This is a genomic window from Pandoraea cepalis, from assembly GCF_902459625.1.
Taxonomy (GTDB): Bacteria; Pseudomonadota; Gammaproteobacteria; order Burkholderiales; family Burkholderiaceae; genus Pandoraea; species Pandoraea cepalis.
Genome location: NZ_CABPRY010000001.1, coordinates 171,453 through 187,550 on the forward strand (window position 1 = coordinate 171,453; position 16,098 = coordinate 187,550).

General features: G+C 62.7%; 16 protein-coding genes and 1 tRNA gene. 13 read left to right on the forward strand and 4 right to left on the reverse strand.

What is annotated here, in order from left to right; translation table 11 throughout:
* Position 1 precedes the first annotated feature (1 nt).
* Positions 2-775, forward strand: coding sequence for an amino acid ABC transporter ATP-binding protein (locus PCE31107_RS00720; RefSeq protein ID WP_246181673.1), 774 nt, complete (start codon positions 2-4; stop codon positions 773-775).
* A gap of 121 nt (positions 776-896) precedes the next feature.
* On the opposite strand, the gene PCE31107_RS00725 is transcribed toward PCE31107_RS00720, so the two are convergent.
* From PCE31107_RS00725 to PCE31107_RS00735, 3 genes are all read right to left on the reverse strand, one after another.
* Positions 897-1,547, reverse strand: a complete 651-nt coding sequence (locus PCE31107_RS00725; protein WP_130024423.1) for a Crp/Fnr family transcriptional regulator — start codon at positions 1,545-1,547, stop codon at positions 897-899.
* Between the two features lie 25 nt (positions 1,548-1,572).
* The gene (locus PCE31107_RS00730) at positions 1,573-2,121 is read right to left on the reverse strand and encodes an aspartate carbamoyltransferase (RefSeq protein WP_150605895.1); all 549 of its coding nucleotides are present in this window, start codon (positions 2,119-2,121) and stop codon (positions 1,573-1,575) included.
* 134 nt (positions 2,122-2,255) lie between these two features.
* Entirely contained in the window at positions 2,256-3,164 is a 909-nt protein-coding gene (locus PCE31107_RS00735) for a LysR family transcriptional regulator (RefSeq protein WP_130024425.1), read from the reverse strand.
* Positions 3,165-3,308: 144 nt separating this feature from the next.
* On the opposite strand from PCE31107_RS00735, the gene PCE31107_RS00740 reads away from it, so the two are divergent.
* The 12 genes from PCE31107_RS00740 (at position 3,309) to PCE31107_RS00795 (ending at position 15,895) form a co-directional block, all read left to right on the forward strand.
* On the forward strand, positions 3,309-4,259 hold the full coding sequence (locus tag PCE31107_RS00740) for a hydroxymethylglutaryl-CoA lyase (protein ID WP_130024426.1): 951 nt from the start codon (positions 3,309-3,311) through the stop codon (positions 4,257-4,259).
* An 11-nt stretch (positions 4,260-4,270) separates the two neighbouring features.
* Complete coding sequence (locus PCE31107_RS00745) at positions 4,271-5,422, forward strand: CaiB/BaiF CoA transferase family protein (RefSeq protein ID WP_150605897.1); 1,152 nt, start codon at positions 4,271-4,273, stop codon at positions 5,420-5,422.
* Between the two features lie 115 nt (positions 5,423-5,537).
* Positions 5,538-6,977 carry an MFS transporter gene (locus PCE31107_RS00750; RefSeq protein WP_150605899.1) on the forward strand — a complete coding sequence of 480 codons (1,440 nt, stop codon included), beginning with the start codon at positions 5,538-5,540 and terminating at the stop codon, positions 6,975-6,977.
* A 144-nt stretch (positions 6,978-7,121) separates the two neighbouring features.
* Positions 7,122-9,494, forward strand: coding sequence for a plasma-membrane proton-efflux P-type ATPase (locus PCE31107_RS00755; RefSeq protein WP_150606820.1), 2,373 nt, complete (start codon positions 7,122-7,124; stop codon positions 9,492-9,494).
* 177 nt (positions 9,495-9,671) lie between these two features.
* On the forward strand, positions 9,672-10,082 hold the full coding sequence (locus tag PCE31107_RS00760; protein ID WP_150605901.1) for a DUF4148 domain-containing protein: 411 nt from the start codon (positions 9,672-9,674) through the stop codon (positions 10,080-10,082).
* Positions 10,083-10,247: 165 nt separating this feature from the next.
* Positions 10,248-10,808, forward strand: coding sequence for a cytochrome b (locus tag PCE31107_RS00765; protein WP_130024430.1), 561 nt, complete (start codon positions 10,248-10,250; stop codon positions 10,806-10,808).
* 267 nt (positions 10,809-11,075) lie between these two features.
* The gene (locus tag PCE31107_RS00770) at positions 11,076-11,672 is read left to right on the forward strand and encodes a phosphatase PAP2 family protein (protein ID WP_150605903.1); all 597 of its coding nucleotides are present in this window, start codon (positions 11,076-11,078) and stop codon (positions 11,670-11,672) included.
* Between the two features lie 84 nt (positions 11,673-11,756).
* Positions 11,757-12,533 carry a COG4705 family protein gene (locus tag PCE31107_RS00775; protein WP_150605905.1) on the forward strand — a complete coding sequence of 259 codons (777 nt, stop codon included), beginning with the start codon at positions 11,757-11,759 and terminating at the stop codon, positions 12,531-12,533.
* Between the two features lie 23 nt (positions 12,534-12,556).
* Positions 12,557-13,315 carry a COG4705 family protein gene (locus tag PCE31107_RS00780; protein WP_150605907.1) on the forward strand — a complete coding sequence of 253 codons (759 nt, stop codon included), beginning with the start codon at positions 12,557-12,559 and terminating at the stop codon, positions 13,313-13,315.
* A gap of 23 nt (positions 13,316-13,338) precedes the next feature.
* Positions 13,339-14,004, forward strand: coding sequence for a response regulator transcription factor (locus PCE31107_RS00785; RefSeq protein ID WP_130024432.1), 666 nt, complete (start codon positions 13,339-13,341; stop codon positions 14,002-14,004).
* Complete coding sequence (locus tag PCE31107_RS00790) at positions 13,980-15,377, forward strand: ATP-binding protein (RefSeq protein ID WP_150605908.1); 1,398 nt, start codon at positions 13,980-13,982, stop codon at positions 15,375-15,377. Before PCE31107_RS00785 ends, PCE31107_RS00790 begins: the two co-directional genes overlap by 25 nt.
* Positions 15,374-15,895 carry a DUF2127 domain-containing protein gene (locus tag PCE31107_RS00795; protein WP_150605910.1) on the forward strand — a complete coding sequence of 174 codons (522 nt, stop codon included), beginning with the start codon at positions 15,374-15,376 and terminating at the stop codon, positions 15,893-15,895. The genes PCE31107_RS00790 and PCE31107_RS00795 overlap by 4 nt, the downstream gene beginning before the upstream one ends.
* A 78-nt stretch (positions 15,896-15,973) precedes the next feature.
* Here the strand turns inward: PCE31107_RS00795 and PCE31107_RS00800 are convergent.
* A tRNA-Leu gene (locus PCE31107_RS00800) sits at positions 15,974-16,058 on the reverse strand.
* Positions 16,059-16,098: the final 40 nt, after the last annotated feature.

Sequence of the window (16,098 nt, forward strand, 5' to 3'; positions counted from 1 at the left end):
CATGTCCCCCAAGGAATATGCAATGAACGCAACGCATCACCCGGTCGTTGAGCTGAGCAACGTTACCAAGAAGTTCGGCGAGCACACCGTCCTGCAGAATATCAACCTGAAAATCTACGCGGGGCAGAAGGTTGTCATCTGCGGTCCTTCCGGCTCAGGGAAGTCGACCTTGATTCGATGTATTAACGGGCTGGAGGATATCGATGGCGGAACCATCGTCGTTCGCGACCCCGCGACGGGGGCGCCATACGAGAAGCCGCTCGATGTCCGTCGGCACGTCGGCATGGTATTCCAGAGCTTCAATCTGTTTCCGCATTTCAGCGTGCTCAAGAACTGCATGCTCGCGCCAATGAAGGTGAGGGGACTGGATGCCGCCAAGGCCAGGCAGGTCGCGATGGCGCTGCTCAATAAGGTTCGAGTGGGAAGTCAAGCGGGCAAGTATCCGCCGCAACTCTCCGGCGGTCAGCAACAGCGGGTGGCCATTGCGCGTGCGCTATGCCTGAATCCTGCAGTGATGCTTTTTGACGAACCTACGTCGGCGCTTGACCCGGAGATGGTGAAGGAAGTCCTCGACACGATGGTCACTCTGGCGGCGGAAGGAATGACGATGTTGTGTGTCACTCACGAGATGTCGTTTGCCCGAAAGGTGGCTGACCGTGTCATCTTTATTGACGGTGGGCGCATTCTGGTTGATGCGGCACCTCAAGAGTTCTTCGCCGAATCTTGTCACCCGCGCGTTGGTGAGTTTCTCGGGCAGGTACTCGCCAGTCTCTGAACATCGGGAAATCGAGCCCACTGCAGACTCCAGGACTTCGGTGCCGCAGGCCAGCGCCTCATCGGACCGGCCTGCGGCGAGACGCCGACGCAGCTCAAACCGCACGGCTAGCCGCGACCTCTCATTTCGTCGGGACCTCACTCCGACGCGAGGCCTCCCGAATCTCGACTCCGTCGCGCACAATCGTCCCATCATGTTCCAGTTGCGCCAGCGTGCGATAGAGGGTTTCGTGGGCGACGCCGAGGGTGGCGGCCCATTGCATGAGCGTTCCGGGTGGTTTGAACCGTCCTTGATCGTCGCACTCCAGCCGCAGGCAATGCAGCACGCGCTCGCGCGGAGAACGTAGCGTCAGGCGTTCCGCGCGGGCACGGCTGCGTACAAGTTGCCGCGACAGCAGCCGGATCCAATCGATGGCAAACCCGGCATCGCGCTGCAGACACGCCAGCAGGGCCTTCGCTGGAAACGCCAGCAATTCGCTCGCACCGCCGCTAAACGCGTCACAGTGATAGTGCGAGCTGAAGAGGCTCGCCTCGGCCAGGAAATCGCCAGGCCCTCCGGTTTGCAACGTGATGGATTCGCCGTGCGCTTCGTCACGTCGCAACAGCACCTGCCCCGTTTGAATCAGATACACCGACTCGACCCGCTGTCCGCGCTTGAACACGTAAGTGTTAGCCTCGTACCGGCGCAACCGGGCGGATTCGCGCAGTGCGTCCGGCCACGTTGGCGGACACGACACCGATCCGGGGGCGAGGGCATCGGAGAGATCGGCCATGCGTGTCCCGGTGGGTATGCGCGACTTACTTCGCCGTCGAAGCGTTCATCGGATGGTGGTGCATCATGCCGGGATCGTGTCCCGCCATGGCGTCATGACCATGATCGGACAACTGTGCGTCGAACCATGCATGCAGCGCGTCGACCACGCGCGGCTCGGTCGCGCGATAGACGATCTCACCGCCATTCGGCAAGTCGCGATAGCTGACCTTGAGTTCGCCCGGCGGGGCGTCCTGCAACACCTGTAGACCTGGCATGTCACTGCCGTGAATCGATTCGGGCGCCCCGAAGTTGCCCGCCGCGAATTGGCGCGCGATGACGGTCATATGCTCGCGGATCAGCGCGACCTGCTTCGGGTCGCGATGCTTTGTGACAACCTGCTGCACGCCGCCCGTGGTCGTTTTCGTAAAGACATGGGTAGTCGCGCCCAACGAGAACGGCATCACCTCCGCCCCGTGCTGCGCCACCGTCGCCTGGCGCGCGGCGAGGTCGGCGAAGGCGACCGATGAGAAAGCGGCGCCACCGAACAGGGCGGCGGTCGCGGCCCCAACCAACAACAGTGAAGGGCGTTTCATGGATAACTCCAATCGAAAGTGCATTCGAAGTCTACCGGCGGCACGCCACGCTGACTATGACTGAAATCATACGCCGCGCCATGCCGCTCGACCCGGCCAATACTGTGCGACGCCCCGGAAATACCGTCGCATAGTCACGATTGGGCGCGAGCGCGCTCCACCAGATGTTCGACCATTCGCTGCGCGGCGGGCGGTAACGTGTCGAAGTCGCGATAGCAGATGATGAAGCGTCGGCGAGCCCAACTGTCGGTCAGCGGGATCGTCTTGATCTTCATGCTGGATTGGTAGATCTCGCCAACTTCGGCGGGAATCACGCTGATGCCCAGGTTCGCGGCAACCACGCGCAACGCCGCATCGAAGCTCGATACCACCGCGCGATAAGTCACGGTCCGCCCGACATTCGCGGCGGCTCGCTGCAGCAACGTATGCACCGCCGTCGCCGGGGGCATGCCCACATGGTCGTAGTCCAGCGATTGGTGAAACGACAGCGAGCGGCGCCCGGCCAACGGGTGCGCCGGATGCACCGCCAAGGCCAGCGAATCTTCGCGGTACGGCACCGCCTGCAAGCCGTCCAGCGCAACGTTGTCCCAACAGACACCGACGGATGCGGCGCCCTCGCGAATGCGGCGCACCAGATCGACCGACAGCCGCTCCTCGACATCCACCCGAATGTCGGCATGGGCCGGGATCGACATGAAGTCGGAGATATCGTCCAACAGCGATTCCGCAATGGCCGACGCGGACGCACACAGGCTCACCCGCCCCTTCAATCCGCCCCCGAACGACGCCGCGTCGGACGCGATTCGCTCCATCGTGAACAGCACGCTGCGCGCATTCTCCAGCACGGCCAAGCCGGCGGCCGTGGGTTGTACCCCGCGCCGCGTGCGGGTCAACAGCGTCACGCCAAGGTCCGACTCCATCTGCGCAATTCGCTTGCTGATCGCCGACGGCTCGATATGCGCCTCGCTCGCCGCGCGACCGATGTTGTTGTGGTCGCACACGGCCACGAACAAGCGCAGGGTCTTCAAATCAATGTCGCGCACAGCGCCTCCTCGGTCGGCTCCATTCTGACATTCCGGAATGGAATGCCTAGGCTGCCTTTTCTTCTCTTTATTTCCATTCAGGAATGACTAAAGTTAGCACAAAAGCCGGGTGATCTGACCGGCACCAATAACTTTGGAGATGCCATGTCCCTGTATCCGTCGCGAGTCGTCTTGCGCGAGGTCGGCATGCGCGACGGGCTGCAAAGCCTGTCCAGCGTGCTGCCCACCGAACGCAAGATCGAGTGGATCGACGCGGCCTACGCCGCCGGTCTGCGCGAAATCGAGGTCGGCTCGTTCGTGCCCCCTGAGCGTCTGCCCCAACTCGCCGACACGCCCGCACTCGTGGCCCACGCGCGCACCCTGCCCGGTTTGTCCGTGAGCGCACTGGTGCCGAACCTGAAAGGCGCCGAGCGCGCATTGGCCTGCGGTGTCGACCGCTTGCTCGTTCCCCTCTCGGCGAGCCATGCGCACAGCCTGGCCAACCTGCGCAAAACGCCCGATGACGTTATCGCGGAGGTCGGGCGCATGCGTGCCGCACGCGACGCCGCCGGCGTCAAAACAAAGATCGAGGGCGGCGTGGGCACAGCCTTCGGCTGCACGCTGCAAGGGGTCGTGCCGGAAGCCGACGTGATGCGCTGTCTCGCTGCGTTGCTCGACGTCGGCGCCGACGACGTCAGCCTGGCGGATACGGTGGGTTACGCCGGCCCCGGCGCGGTGAGCCGGCTGTTTACGCAAGCGCGCAAGCTGGCCGGCGAGCGCCTGTGGTGCGGTCACTTCCATGACACGCGCGGATTGGCGTTGGCCAACGTGATCGCGGCACTCGGCACGGGTGTCGATCGCTTCGATACGTCCCTTGGCGGCATTGGCGGGTGTCCGCACGCGCCAGGCGCAAGCGGCAACGCCGCCACCGAAGATCTGGCCTTCATGCTGGATGACATGCACATTGCGACGGGGCTCGATATCGATGCGCTCCTTGCTCTTCGCGCCCGCCTGAGCACGTGGTTGCCGGGTGAAACATTCCACGGTGCGCTCGCGCGCGCCGGACGGCCCCCATTGACGGACGCGTCGCACGAGACGCTACCGACCGCTGCCTGAGGATTGCCACGATGTCCCAAGAAAATCGTTTGCCGCTCGACGGCGTGCGAGTCGTTGAGTTCACCCACATGGTGATGGGCCCGACCTGCGGGATGATTCTCGCGGACCTGGGCGCCGAGGTCATCAAGGTCGAGCCACCCGGCGGCGACAAGACACGCAAGTTGCCGGGGTTGGGCATCGGATTCTTCCGCGCCTTCAATCGCAACAAGAAAAGCGTCGTCATCGACATCAATACCGACGATGGCCGAGCAACGGCGGCCGAACTCATTGGCGAGTGCGACATCGTGATCGAGAACTTCCGCCCCGGGTTGATGGCGTCGTGTGGCCTCGATTACACGACACTGTCCAGTGAACACCCGCGCCTCATTTACGTATCGCACAAGGGCTTCTTGCCCGGGCCGTACGAGAAGCGTCTGGCGCTGGATGAAGTGGTGCAGATGATGGGCGGGCTCTCGTACATGACGGGCCCTGTGGGCCGCCCGCTTCGCGCAGGCACATCGGTCAACGACATCATGGGCGGCATGTTCGGCGCGATCGGCGTGCTGGCCGCCCTGCGCGAGCGCGATGCGACAGGCCGGGGCCAGGAGGTGCAGAGCGCGTTGTTCGAGAACTGCGTTTTCCTCAGCTCGCAGCACATGCAGCAGTACTCGATGACGGGCGAAGCGCCTCCGCCGATGCCCGCCCGCGTGTCGGCCTGGAGCGTCTACGACGTGTTCATGCTCGCCAACGACGAGCAGCTCTTCATCGGCGCGGTTAGCGACAAGCAGTTCCTCAAGCTCTGCGATGTACTCGGCTGCCCCGAGTTCGCCGCCGAACCGCAATTCGCCACGAACGCCGACCGCGTCGCCGTGCGACCGCATCTGCTGGAGCGACTCGGCGCCGTGCTTCGTCACCACGACATGCAAGCGCTGATGCCTCGACTCGAAGCGGCGGGCATTCCGTTCGCGCCGATCGTGCGTCCCGAACAGTTGCTCGACGACCCCCATCTTCGCGCCAGCGGCGGCATCGCGCCGATGGAGACCGACGACGGCACCGTCACCGATGTCGTGCTACTGCCGATCACGTTGGGCGGGCGCCGTCCCGGCGTCAGGCAGGCGCTCGCAAAAGTCGGTGAACACACGCAGCAAATCCTCGGGCGTCTGACGCGCAGGGTCGCCGCCTAACGAAACCGCAACCGCGCATTCGCACGTCTGGCGAAGCACGCGAGTGATATGCGCTTAAACGATGTCGCGGCGCCATAACAAGACCCATGCCGCGATGGACACTCTGGAGACAAGCATGACAACAGGTCTGACCGCGGGCGCACCGCCCTCTGAAGCAAATCACGTTTCCGCCGACATTCACCCCGCCGCGGAAGTCGCGGCCCGAATGGATCGGCTGCCGGTTACCGGTTATCTCTGGAAGCTCGTCTTGCTGATTTCGCTGGGCGGCTTCTTCGAAATCTACGACCTGATTTTCACCGGGTACATTGCGCCCGGCATGGCGAAGAGCGGTCTTCTGAGCGCCACCACCCATTCGCTGTTCGGATTTCACGGGATTGCCGGCTTCATTGCCGCGACGTTCGCCGGCTTGTTTGTCGGCACGTTCTGTTTCGGCGGGTTGCCGGATCGCTTCGGCCGCCGCGTCGTGTTCACGTATTCACTGCTGTGGTACTCGGTTTGCTCGGCCATCATGGCGCTGTCGAACTCACCGGAGTCGCTGATCATCTGGCGCTTCATCGCCGGGATCGGCGTCGGTGTGGAAATCGTCACGATCGACAGTTACGTGACCGAACTGATGCCACAACACATGCGCGGACGTGCGATGGCGTTCAACCAGATGGTCATGTTCGCGGCTGCGCCGGTCGCGGCACTGTTGTCTTACTGGTTGGTGCCGACCACCCTGTTCGGACTCGACGGATGGCGTTGGGTGGTGCTCGCGGGTTCGGTGGGCGCGGTGCTGGTCTGGTTTGTGCGACGCGCCGTGCCGGAAAGCCCGCGTTGGCTCGCCATGAATGGTCGCGCCGACCAAGCCGACGCGATCGTCTCGCACATGGAGCGAGCCGTGATGAAGGAAACCGGATCGCCGTTGCCGGCGCCGGCTGACGTCGTCCAACTGCCGCCGCAGCGCCGGGCGACGTTCGCCGAGCTGCTTCAGCCGCCGTACCGCTCGCGTCTGTTGATGCTGATCGCGTTCAACTTCTGTCAGGCCATCGGGTACTACGGATTCGCCAACTGGGTGCCGACCCTGTTGATCGGTCAGGGCATTACGGTAACGAAGAGCCTGCTGTATTCCTTCATCATCGCGTTTGCGCTACCGCTCGGACCGGCGCTGACTCTCTTCTTCGCCGACAGAATCGAGCGCAAGTGGCTCATCGTCGGCTCCGCTGCGGCCGTCGTGATCTTCGGTCTCACGTTCGCCCGGTTGACCAGCGTGCCGGGGCTGATCGTGTGCGGCATCGTGATCAGCCTGTTCGGCCAGATCATCTCCGTTTGCTACCACGCCTATCAGGCCGAGCTTTTCCCGACGGCGATCCGATGCCGCGCCAACGGGATCGTGTATTCGGCCAGTCGAGCGGGCGCCATGCTTTCCGGCTTTCTCATCGCGGCATTGCTGCGCGACTTCGGCGTGCCCGGCGTCTTTACCGGCATTACGGTCTGCATGGTGATCGTCATGATTTCCATCGGGGCATTCGGACCGAAGACGAATGGCGTACGTCTGGAAGTGCTGTCGCACTGACGTCGATGTTCTCCCGCTGATAACCCGGGAATAAGGCGTAGGATTCCTATTACGTCCCCGCTGCACGACGGGGACTGGGCAGGCCCGTCGCGCACGCGATGGGCCACCAACGGGACAACGACCATGCGTACGCCTCCCAAGGTTATGTCATCTGCCATGCATCCCGAAGCGGAAGACCCGCTGCCACCCACCGACCCTGCGAAAGGGCTGACGACCCCCGAGGCGCAGGATCGACTGCAACGGTTCGGCGCCAATGTCATCGAGGATGTGCGGCTCCCCGCGTGGCGCCAGTTCGCAGGAAAATTCTGGGGGCCGGTGCCGTGGATGCTGGAAGCGGTCGTTGTGCTTCAAGTGGCGTTGGGCAGACCTCAGGAGGCCCTCGTCATCCTGTTCCTGTTGGCCTTCAATGCGGCCGTCGCGTTTGTCCAGGAACGTCGCGCCAAGGACGCGCTGGCGCTGCTGCGTCGCCAGTTGCAAGTCAGTGCGCGCGTGATGCGCGACGCGCAATGGATGCGGCTATCGGCCACCCAACTCGTGCCGGGAGATGTCGTCCACGTGCGCGCCGGCGACATCGTGCCCGCCGACCTCATGTTGTTCGACGGCGCCGTGTCGCTCGATCAATCGGCGCTCACGGGCGAGTCGCTGGCCGTCGGCGCCGGTCCGGGGCAGCCGGCCTACACCGGGTCGATCGTGCGTCAGGGGGAAGGCAGTGGCGAGGTCACGGCCACCGGGGCACGCACCTACTTCGGCCGGACCGCTGAACTGGTGCGCACCTCAAATGCGCCGAGTCACATGCAGGGCACCATTTTCGCGATCGTCAAACGTCTCGTCGCGTTCGACGCCGTGCTGGTGGTCCTGGTGATTCTCTATGCTGTGACGCACGGACTTCCCATGACGGAGACGGCGATCTTCGCGTTGCTGCTGCTCGTGGCGTCCGTGCCGGTCGCGCTCCCGGCGACCTACACGCTGGCCACCGCGATGGCGAGTGCCGCGTTGGCCAGGCAAGGCGTGCTGGTCACGAGACTGCCGGCAGTTGAAGAGGCCGCGGCGATGGACACGTTGCTCTCCGATAAGACCGGCACGTTGACGAAGAACGAGTTGTCGGTAGCGAAAGTGACGGGCTTCGACGGTTTCGATGACATCGCTGTGCTGCGCGCCGCGTCGCTGGCGAGCGACGACGCTTCGCAAGATCCCCTGGACCTCGCTATTCTCGCGGCCCATCGCGACCAACCCGATGCGCAAGCGCTCCCTGTGCGCAAAGCCTTTCGCCCTTTCGATCCCGCGACGCGCTTCAGCGAGGGTGTCTATCTCGTCGATGGCACCGAATGGTATGCGCTGAAGGGGGCGGTCCGTGCCGTGCTTGCGCAGTGCGCCGCGCCGCCCACACAACCGGACGCCATTACCGATGCCGCGCAGTTGCTCGAGGGCGCGGGCGCGCGCGTGCTGGCTGTTGCGCAAGGCGGCGCTGGCGCGGTCCGTCTGGTGGGCCTCGTGGCGCTGTCCGACCCACCCAGAGACGATGCCCGGGATCTCATCGTCGAGCTGGGCAACCTGGGGGTGCGGGTGTGCATGGCCACGGGCGACGCGCTGGAAACGGCGAAGTCCATCGGACTACGGCTGGGTCTTGGCGCGCGCGTATGTACCGCGCACACCGACGATCTGCGTCATCCTGAGCAATGCGATATCTTTGCGCGCGTCTTGCCTGAAGAGAAGCACGCCATCGTTGCCGCACTGCAAGCGGCAGGGCACGTGACCGGCATGACAGGCGATGGCGTGAACGATGCTCCCGCGTTGCGTCAGGCGGAACTCGGCATCGCCGTGGCCAGCGCGACCGATGTGGCCAAGGCGGCGGCAGGCGTCGTGCTGACCGATCCAGGTCTGGAGGGCGTATTGTCGGTGGTCGCGGCGGGACGGGAGGTGCATCGCCGCATGCTGACGTACATCCTCAATAAAGTCGTCAAGACGCTGGAAATCGTCGTGTTCCTGACGTTCGGTCTGTGGTTCACGCACGGCTTCGTGATCTCGTCGCCGTTGATCGTGCTGCTGCTGTTTGCGAATGACTTTGTCACGATGAGTATTGCCGCCGACAGGACGCTGCCAGCAAGCCGACCGCAGCGCTGGCAAGTGGGACAACTCATCGGTGCGGCAGCCGTTCTGGCGGCGGTGTCGCTGGTGTTCTCGCTGTCGCTCTACGCGACGATGCGCAGCCGGCTCGGCTTGGATCCTGCGCAGATGCAGACGCTGGTATTTCTCTTGTTGGTCTTTACGACGCAGGCCAACGTCTATGTGCTGCGCACCGACGGGCGGATAGGGTCGCTGGCGCCCAGCCGGGTCCTCGTGGTGGCGAGCGTGAGCGCCGTGGTCATCGTCAGTGGCATGGCCGCGAGCGGAACGTTGATGGCGGCTGTGCCGATAACGCTCATCGGCATGCTCCTGGTCGCCGTGACCGTGTTCGCATTCGTTCTGGATGCGATCAAAGGCGTTGTGTTCAGGCACAGCCGTCTCGTCGAGCGGTAGCGAAATCGTCGTTTCGTGCGCTGAACTGCACTCACGCGCGTGTGACGAATGACCGAGGGGCAACGCGCAATCGCGCTAAGGGTTCGCTAAGGCAGCACGCCTACGATCAATGTGAAGGTTGCGCGATGGCTGAGTCATCGCCCCTTCACACCCATCGTCACCCTTAGGAGTTCGATCATGAAGACCTCATATGTTGCTGCGCTCGTCGCCGTGGCGGGATTGCTTGGTGCACTACAGATCAACGCTCAAGCGGCGCAAAGCCAATCCGTGATGGCCAGCGGTGCTCAGTCCTCTTCGCCCACACGTGCGCAGGTGTACGCGCAACTCGTGAACGCGGAAAGGCATGGGCTGTTGCAGCAAGACGACACGGTCTATCCCGAGACCGCGATGAACCCACGTTCGCAGATGCACGTCACGCGGCTTGCCGTCGAGCAAAGCCTGAGCCGCGCCGAGCAGCACGGCTTGCTCACGCAGTCCCGTAACGCCTATCCTGTGGTTCACCTGACGGCCCGCACGCAAGCGGCATGGGCTCCGACGATGCAGGTCGCGAGTGAGTCGTCGATCGAGCGGCAGTATGCGCATCCGTAATCGTCACGCGGCGTCTGGCCGATCGATATTGACGATTCGGCGACGAAATGCGCACTTGCTAAGTCTTCGCTAAGTGTCGCGCCCCAGAATTCTGATCCATGGGGCACGGCGCTTGGCGACCGTGTCAGCCGGATTACGTTTTCAATCAGTGGCGAAGAGGCTTCGATGAAACAAACCATTACCCGTTACGATGCGGCATCCCGCTATCTGCACTGGCTTACTGCAGCCCTGTTGGCTGCGCAATTCGTGGTCGCCTTGGCGATGCCCGATATCACGCGGAACACCCCCGCCATCGGACTTGTCGCATGGCATCTCTCGCTGGGCGTCACGATTCTGGGACTCACTGCCATTCGACTGGTGTGGGCGCGTTGTCGCAGCACCCCGGTCAATGGCGTGAAGTCGATCTTGCACACGTTCGCCTCCCTTGCGCACAAGGGCTTGTACGCACTGTTGGTGGTGGTACCCGTTCTGGGTTGGATCAACGCCTCGGCACGGGGCTATGGGCTGAAGTTGCTCGGTGCGGTGCCGTTGCCTGCCTTGTCGGCACAGGGCTCGTCGTTCGGACACTCGATGGGCGACGTGCACTCGTTCCTCGCGTATGTATTGCTTGGCGCGATCGGGCTGCATATCTGTGCGGCGCTCTACCATCACTGGGTACTGCGTGACGGCACCTTGCACAAGATGCTGCCCGTGCAGAATCAGCCGGCGCCCAGCACGACCCGTTGATAGGCTGTGTCTCGCGCGACGCTGCCTGATCGCCGTCGCGCCGCACGAATCCACCCGTCGAATCCATTCGCCCGCCCATCGTTCCCGGTGGCCGCGGGCGAATGCGTTTTCGGCGGGTCCTGGCCGTCATGCGCCGCGACCATCACTGCGCCGAAGCCGCTCAGTTTGCCCCGGATTCTAATGCGTGGCTAAGTGAGAAGGCTTAGGCTTCGTTTTACGCGAATTCCCGCGTCACTTTAAGCCATCTCATTTCAAGGAAGACGCCGCATGGAGCGCCTGAATGACACGTTGTTTCTCATGCTCAATGCGTCGACATTACCCACGCCCGCGGTATTCGGCACGGCGGTTTTCTTTGCGCAGTATTTGATTCTGACGGTGCCCGTGGCAATGGGCCTGTTGTGGCTGCGCGCCGACGAGGCGCAGCGCCGGTCGCTGATTGCCGCCGCCATCGCCGGCGCCATCGGCCTCGCAGTCAATCAGGCGATTGGCTGGGTGTGGCAACATCCGCGACCGTTTGTCGTTGGCATCGGACACACCTATCTGGCGCACGCGGCAGACAGTTCATTTCCGAGCGATCACCTCACGCTGATCTGGTCCGTCGCCTGCGCGCTCCTGTTGGACAACCGAACCCGAACGGTGGGCATTGCGGTCGCACTGCTCGGCCTCCCCGTGGCGTGGGCACGCATTTTCCTCGGCGTGCATTACCCGATGGATATGGCGGGATCGGCGGTTGTTGCGGGCATTTCCGCTTCGCTTGCCACGCGGCAGATGCGCTGGCTTCGAACAGCAGCCTACCGTCTGGCCATGGCGATTCACCAGAAGCTTTTCGCGCGTTTGATCGAACGTGGATGGGTTCGGGCATGAGCAACATGCCGTGCGGCGGACTAAGGGTGAGCTAAGCGTTTTACTGGACACTTCACATGTTATCTAATGAACCCGGAGGCAAGCATGAATCGCATCAATGCATCTAGCCCGGTATGGTTAAACAAAGTGCCTGACGTGACCCTGACGTTCTGGCTCATCAAAATGATGTCGACGACGGTCGGAGAGACGGCGGCCGACTTCTTGAACGTCAATCTTGGGTTCGGATTGACCGGAACGTCTGCCGTGATGGGTTTGCTTCTGGCGATCTTTCTGGGACTGCAAATCAATGCGCGCCGATACATTCCATGGCGCTATTGGAGCACCGTCGTATTTGTCAGTGTTTTCGGAACGCTCGTTACTGACAACTTGAGCGACAACCTTGGCGTACCGCTGGCGGTGTCGACGCTTGCGTTTTCGGCCGCGTTGCTCACGACGTTCGGAATCTGGTACGCGAAGGAGCGTACTTTGTCGATTCATTCCATCGACAACATAAAGCGGGAGCTATTCTATTGGACGGCGATTCTGCTCACCTTCGCATTGGGAACGGCGGCGGGCGACTGGGTAGCCGAGGGGCTCAATCTTGGATACGCGAATTCCGCTCTGTTGTTCGGTGCGCTGATCGGCGTCGCGGCGACGGCGAGATTTGTGTTTCATCGAAATGCTGTCACAACTTTCTGGGTCGCCTATATTCTGACTCGCCCGTTCGGGGCATCGTGTGGTGATCTTCTCTCACAACCTTTATCCAATGGCGGTCTGGGCCTGGGTGTTGTCGGCACCAGCGCCGTATTCGTGACCGCAATCTTCGCGCTGGTCTTGTATCTCTCCATCGCCGAGCGCGCCGCGGCACGTCAGCGAGTCTGAATCTTTCCATGACATCCCCAAACATGAATGCCAACGTACAGAAAACGCTAAGCAAGGTTCCCGAGGTCACACTCCTCTTCTGGGTGATCAAGATCGCCGCCACGACCTTGGGCGAGACCGGGGGCGATGCCGTCTCCATGTCGATGAACCTCGGCTACCTTGTCGGCACCGCGATTTTTGCCGTGGTGTTCGCCATTGCCGTCTCGGCGCAGATTCGCGCCAAGGCATTTTCACCCGCGTTGTATTGGGTGACGATCATTGCCACGACGACGGTCGGGACCACGCTCGCTGACTTCGCCGATCGGTCGCTGGGCATCGGCTACGCCGGGGGCTCGTCGATCCTGCTCGCCTTGTTGCTCGGCTCGCTCTGGCTCTGGTACCGCACGATGGGCTCCGTGTCCGTGCATTCGATCCACTCGCCCAAGGCCGAAGCGTTTTATTGGGTTACGATCATGTTTTCGCAGACGCTGGGCACCGCATTGGGTGACTGGACGGCGGACACGGCAGGGCTTGGCTATACAGGCGCGGCGGTGGTGTTCGGAGCGCTCCTGCTGGTGCTCGTCGGTGCGTATTTGTGGACAAGGACGTCGCGCACCTTCCTGTTCTGGGCAGCCTTCATCCTGACGCGTCCGTTGGGTGCCGTTGTCGGCGATTTCCTGGACAAGCCGGTCAGCGCAGGTGGGCTTGCCCTGAGCCGGTACTCGGCGTCGTTTGCCCTGCTTGCATTTATTCTGACGAGTCTGCTCTTGTTCCGGCAGCGCGCCGCGGCGAAAGCGCACTGATCCGTCGCTAGAAAGGAAATGGCATGCGCATCTTGCTCGTCGAAGACGATCCGATGATCGGCAGTGTCGTTCGCGATTCGCTCAAGGACGCGACATTCGCTGTGGATTGGGTCACCGACGGACCGGCGGCACTGGCGGCAGCCGACTGCCAGCATTACGACCTGATACTGCTGGATCTGGGCCTGCCGGGCAAAGATGGTCATGCGGTGTTGCAAAGCCTGAGGTCGCGAGGCCATCAGGTTCCGATCATTATTGTCACGGCGCGCGATACGTTGCCGGAACGATTGAAGGGTCTCGACGCCGGCGCTGACGACTACGTGCCGAAGCCTTTCGAAATGGCGGAATTGCTCGCCCGAATCCGGGCCGTGATGCGGCGTCAGGCGGGACAGGCGCTGCCGGTCATGTCGAACGGCATCGTCACGCTCGATCCGGGTACCCGGAAAGCCCATACGTCGGACGTTGCGCCGGTGCAATTGTCGAATCGGGAGTTCGCTTTGCTGCAGGCGTTGCTGACGCGGCCCGGTGCCATCCTGTCCAGAAGCGATCTGGAAGACCGGATTTACGGGTGGGGAGACGAGGTCGAGAGCAACGCCATCGAATTTCTCATTCACTCGCTTCGCAAGAAGCTCGGTTCGAGCATCATAAAAAACGTGAGGGGAGCGGGATGGATGGTATTAAAGGGCGATTGAGCGATTCCATTCGCCTGCGCCTGAGCTTGTGGCTCTCGGTGGCGATCCTCGTGTTTGCCGTGATCGCCGGGGTCATTTCCTTCGCCGCGGCGTTCGACGAAGCCCATGAGCTGCAGGACGACGTGCTGCGTCAGGTCGCGGCCCTCGTCGATAACAACCATCTGCAGACCAGCGAATTTCGCAATCTTCAGGCGCCCCAGGCGCCGCAGGCGAGTGGGGAAGAGGCACGCGTGGTCGTTCAGCCGCTCGGGGTGGCAACGCGTCCGGGCGCGGGCGACGGCGACGACAAGCTGCCGCTGTCGCTGCCGGTAACGATGGCCGACGGCCTGTCGACCGTCACCGTGGGCAAAGAGCCGTATCGGGTGCTGGTCAAGACGCTGCAATCCGGCGCGCGCATCGCGGTGGCGCAAGAGACGGACGTGCGCGACCAGATCGCCCGGACCAGCGCGATCCGGACCATCATGCCGCTCGTGGCATTCGTTCCCGTGTTGCTGCTGGTGGTCGGTTGGCTGGTGCGCAGGATATTCCGGCCGGTGGCGAGCCTGTCGAGCGAGATCGACAGGCGTCAATACAGCGAGCTGCATCCGGTGTCGACTGAGCATCTGCCGAACGAAATTCGTCCGTTTCTGCGTGCCATCAACAACCTGTTGTCGCGCGTGTCGACGTCGGTCGATGCGCAGCACCGCTTCGTGGCCGACGCCGCGCATGAATTACGCACACCATTGACGGCGCTTTCGCTTCAGGCAGAGCGACTTGCCGAGGCGGATATGTCCGCGACGGCCAGGGAGCGCCTGGTGGAATTGCGCCAGGGCATCGAGCGCGGTCGACACATGCTCGAGCATCTGCTGACGCTGTCCAGCGTGCAGGCAACACAGAGCGACGGGCATGCCACCACCGACTCCGTCCTGCGGGTGTTCCGCGAGACGCTGGAAACGCTGTACCCGCTGGCCGAAGCGAAGGGCATCGACCTCGGCATCGAAGCGACTGAGGACGCGTCGCTCCCGATGAGCGAGGCGGACCTGAGCATGCTGATCAAGAATCTGGTCGACAACGCGATTCGCTATACGCCGGCCGGGGGGCGTGTGGACATGGTGCTCGCGTCGGGCAACGGGCAAACCGTTCTGCGCGTCAAGGACACCGGTCCAGGGATCGCGCCGAAGGAGCGCGATCGTGTTTTCGATGCTTTCTACCGGGGGCTGGGAACCAGCGAAGTGGGATCGGGCCTTGGGTTGTCGATCGTGAAGGCCATTGCAGAGAAGGCCGGCGCCGATGTTCGTCTCGCTTACGCGGATGAGCGCGCCCGAACCGGTCTGAGTGTGACTGTCGTCGTGCCGGGCGCATCGACCGATGCGCGTGAGGGGGGCGGGGCGTGACGGGCCTGTCCGACGTCTACGAGAAACGGCTCCATTTCATCTTCGAGGCGAGCCTGTGGATAAAGGCGCTCTTCGCGCTGGCGGAGATCGTCGGCGGCATTGTTGCGTACTTTATCCCTCGGCATTTTCTGCTGTCGATCGTGCTTTGGGTGACAGGGAACGAGATGGCGGAAGATCCGCACGATGTCGTCGCCGGCTTTTTGCTGCATACGGTGCAGCATCTTTCCGTCAGCTCGCAGAAATTCGCGGCGGCTTACCTGCTCGCGCACGGTGTGATCAAGTTATGGCTGATCATCGGCTTGCTGCGCGACAAGCTCTGGTATTTCCCCGTTTCGATGGTCGCGTTCGCCCTGTTCGTTGTCTACCAGCTCTACCGATTCACGTTCACCCATTCGCCGTGGCTGCTGGTCCTCTCGGCACTCGACATTGCCATCATTGCACTGACGTGGCACGAATATCGCCTCTCGAAGAAGACGCTCCATGCGCGTGGGAACGCCGGAACCGTCACGCGCAGCTAACGTCCGCCGGGCGTCAGTGAAGCAGGCTTGCAAAACAAAAAGGCAGACGAACTCGCGCTCATCTGCCTTTTGAATGCCTGGTGCCCAGGGCGGGACTCGAACCCGCACGCCTCTCGGCGCTACCCCCTCAAGATAGTGCGTCTACCAATTCCGCCACCTGGGCAGGGGAGCGAGATTGTAACGGGAAAATCGCGTTTTGTGAA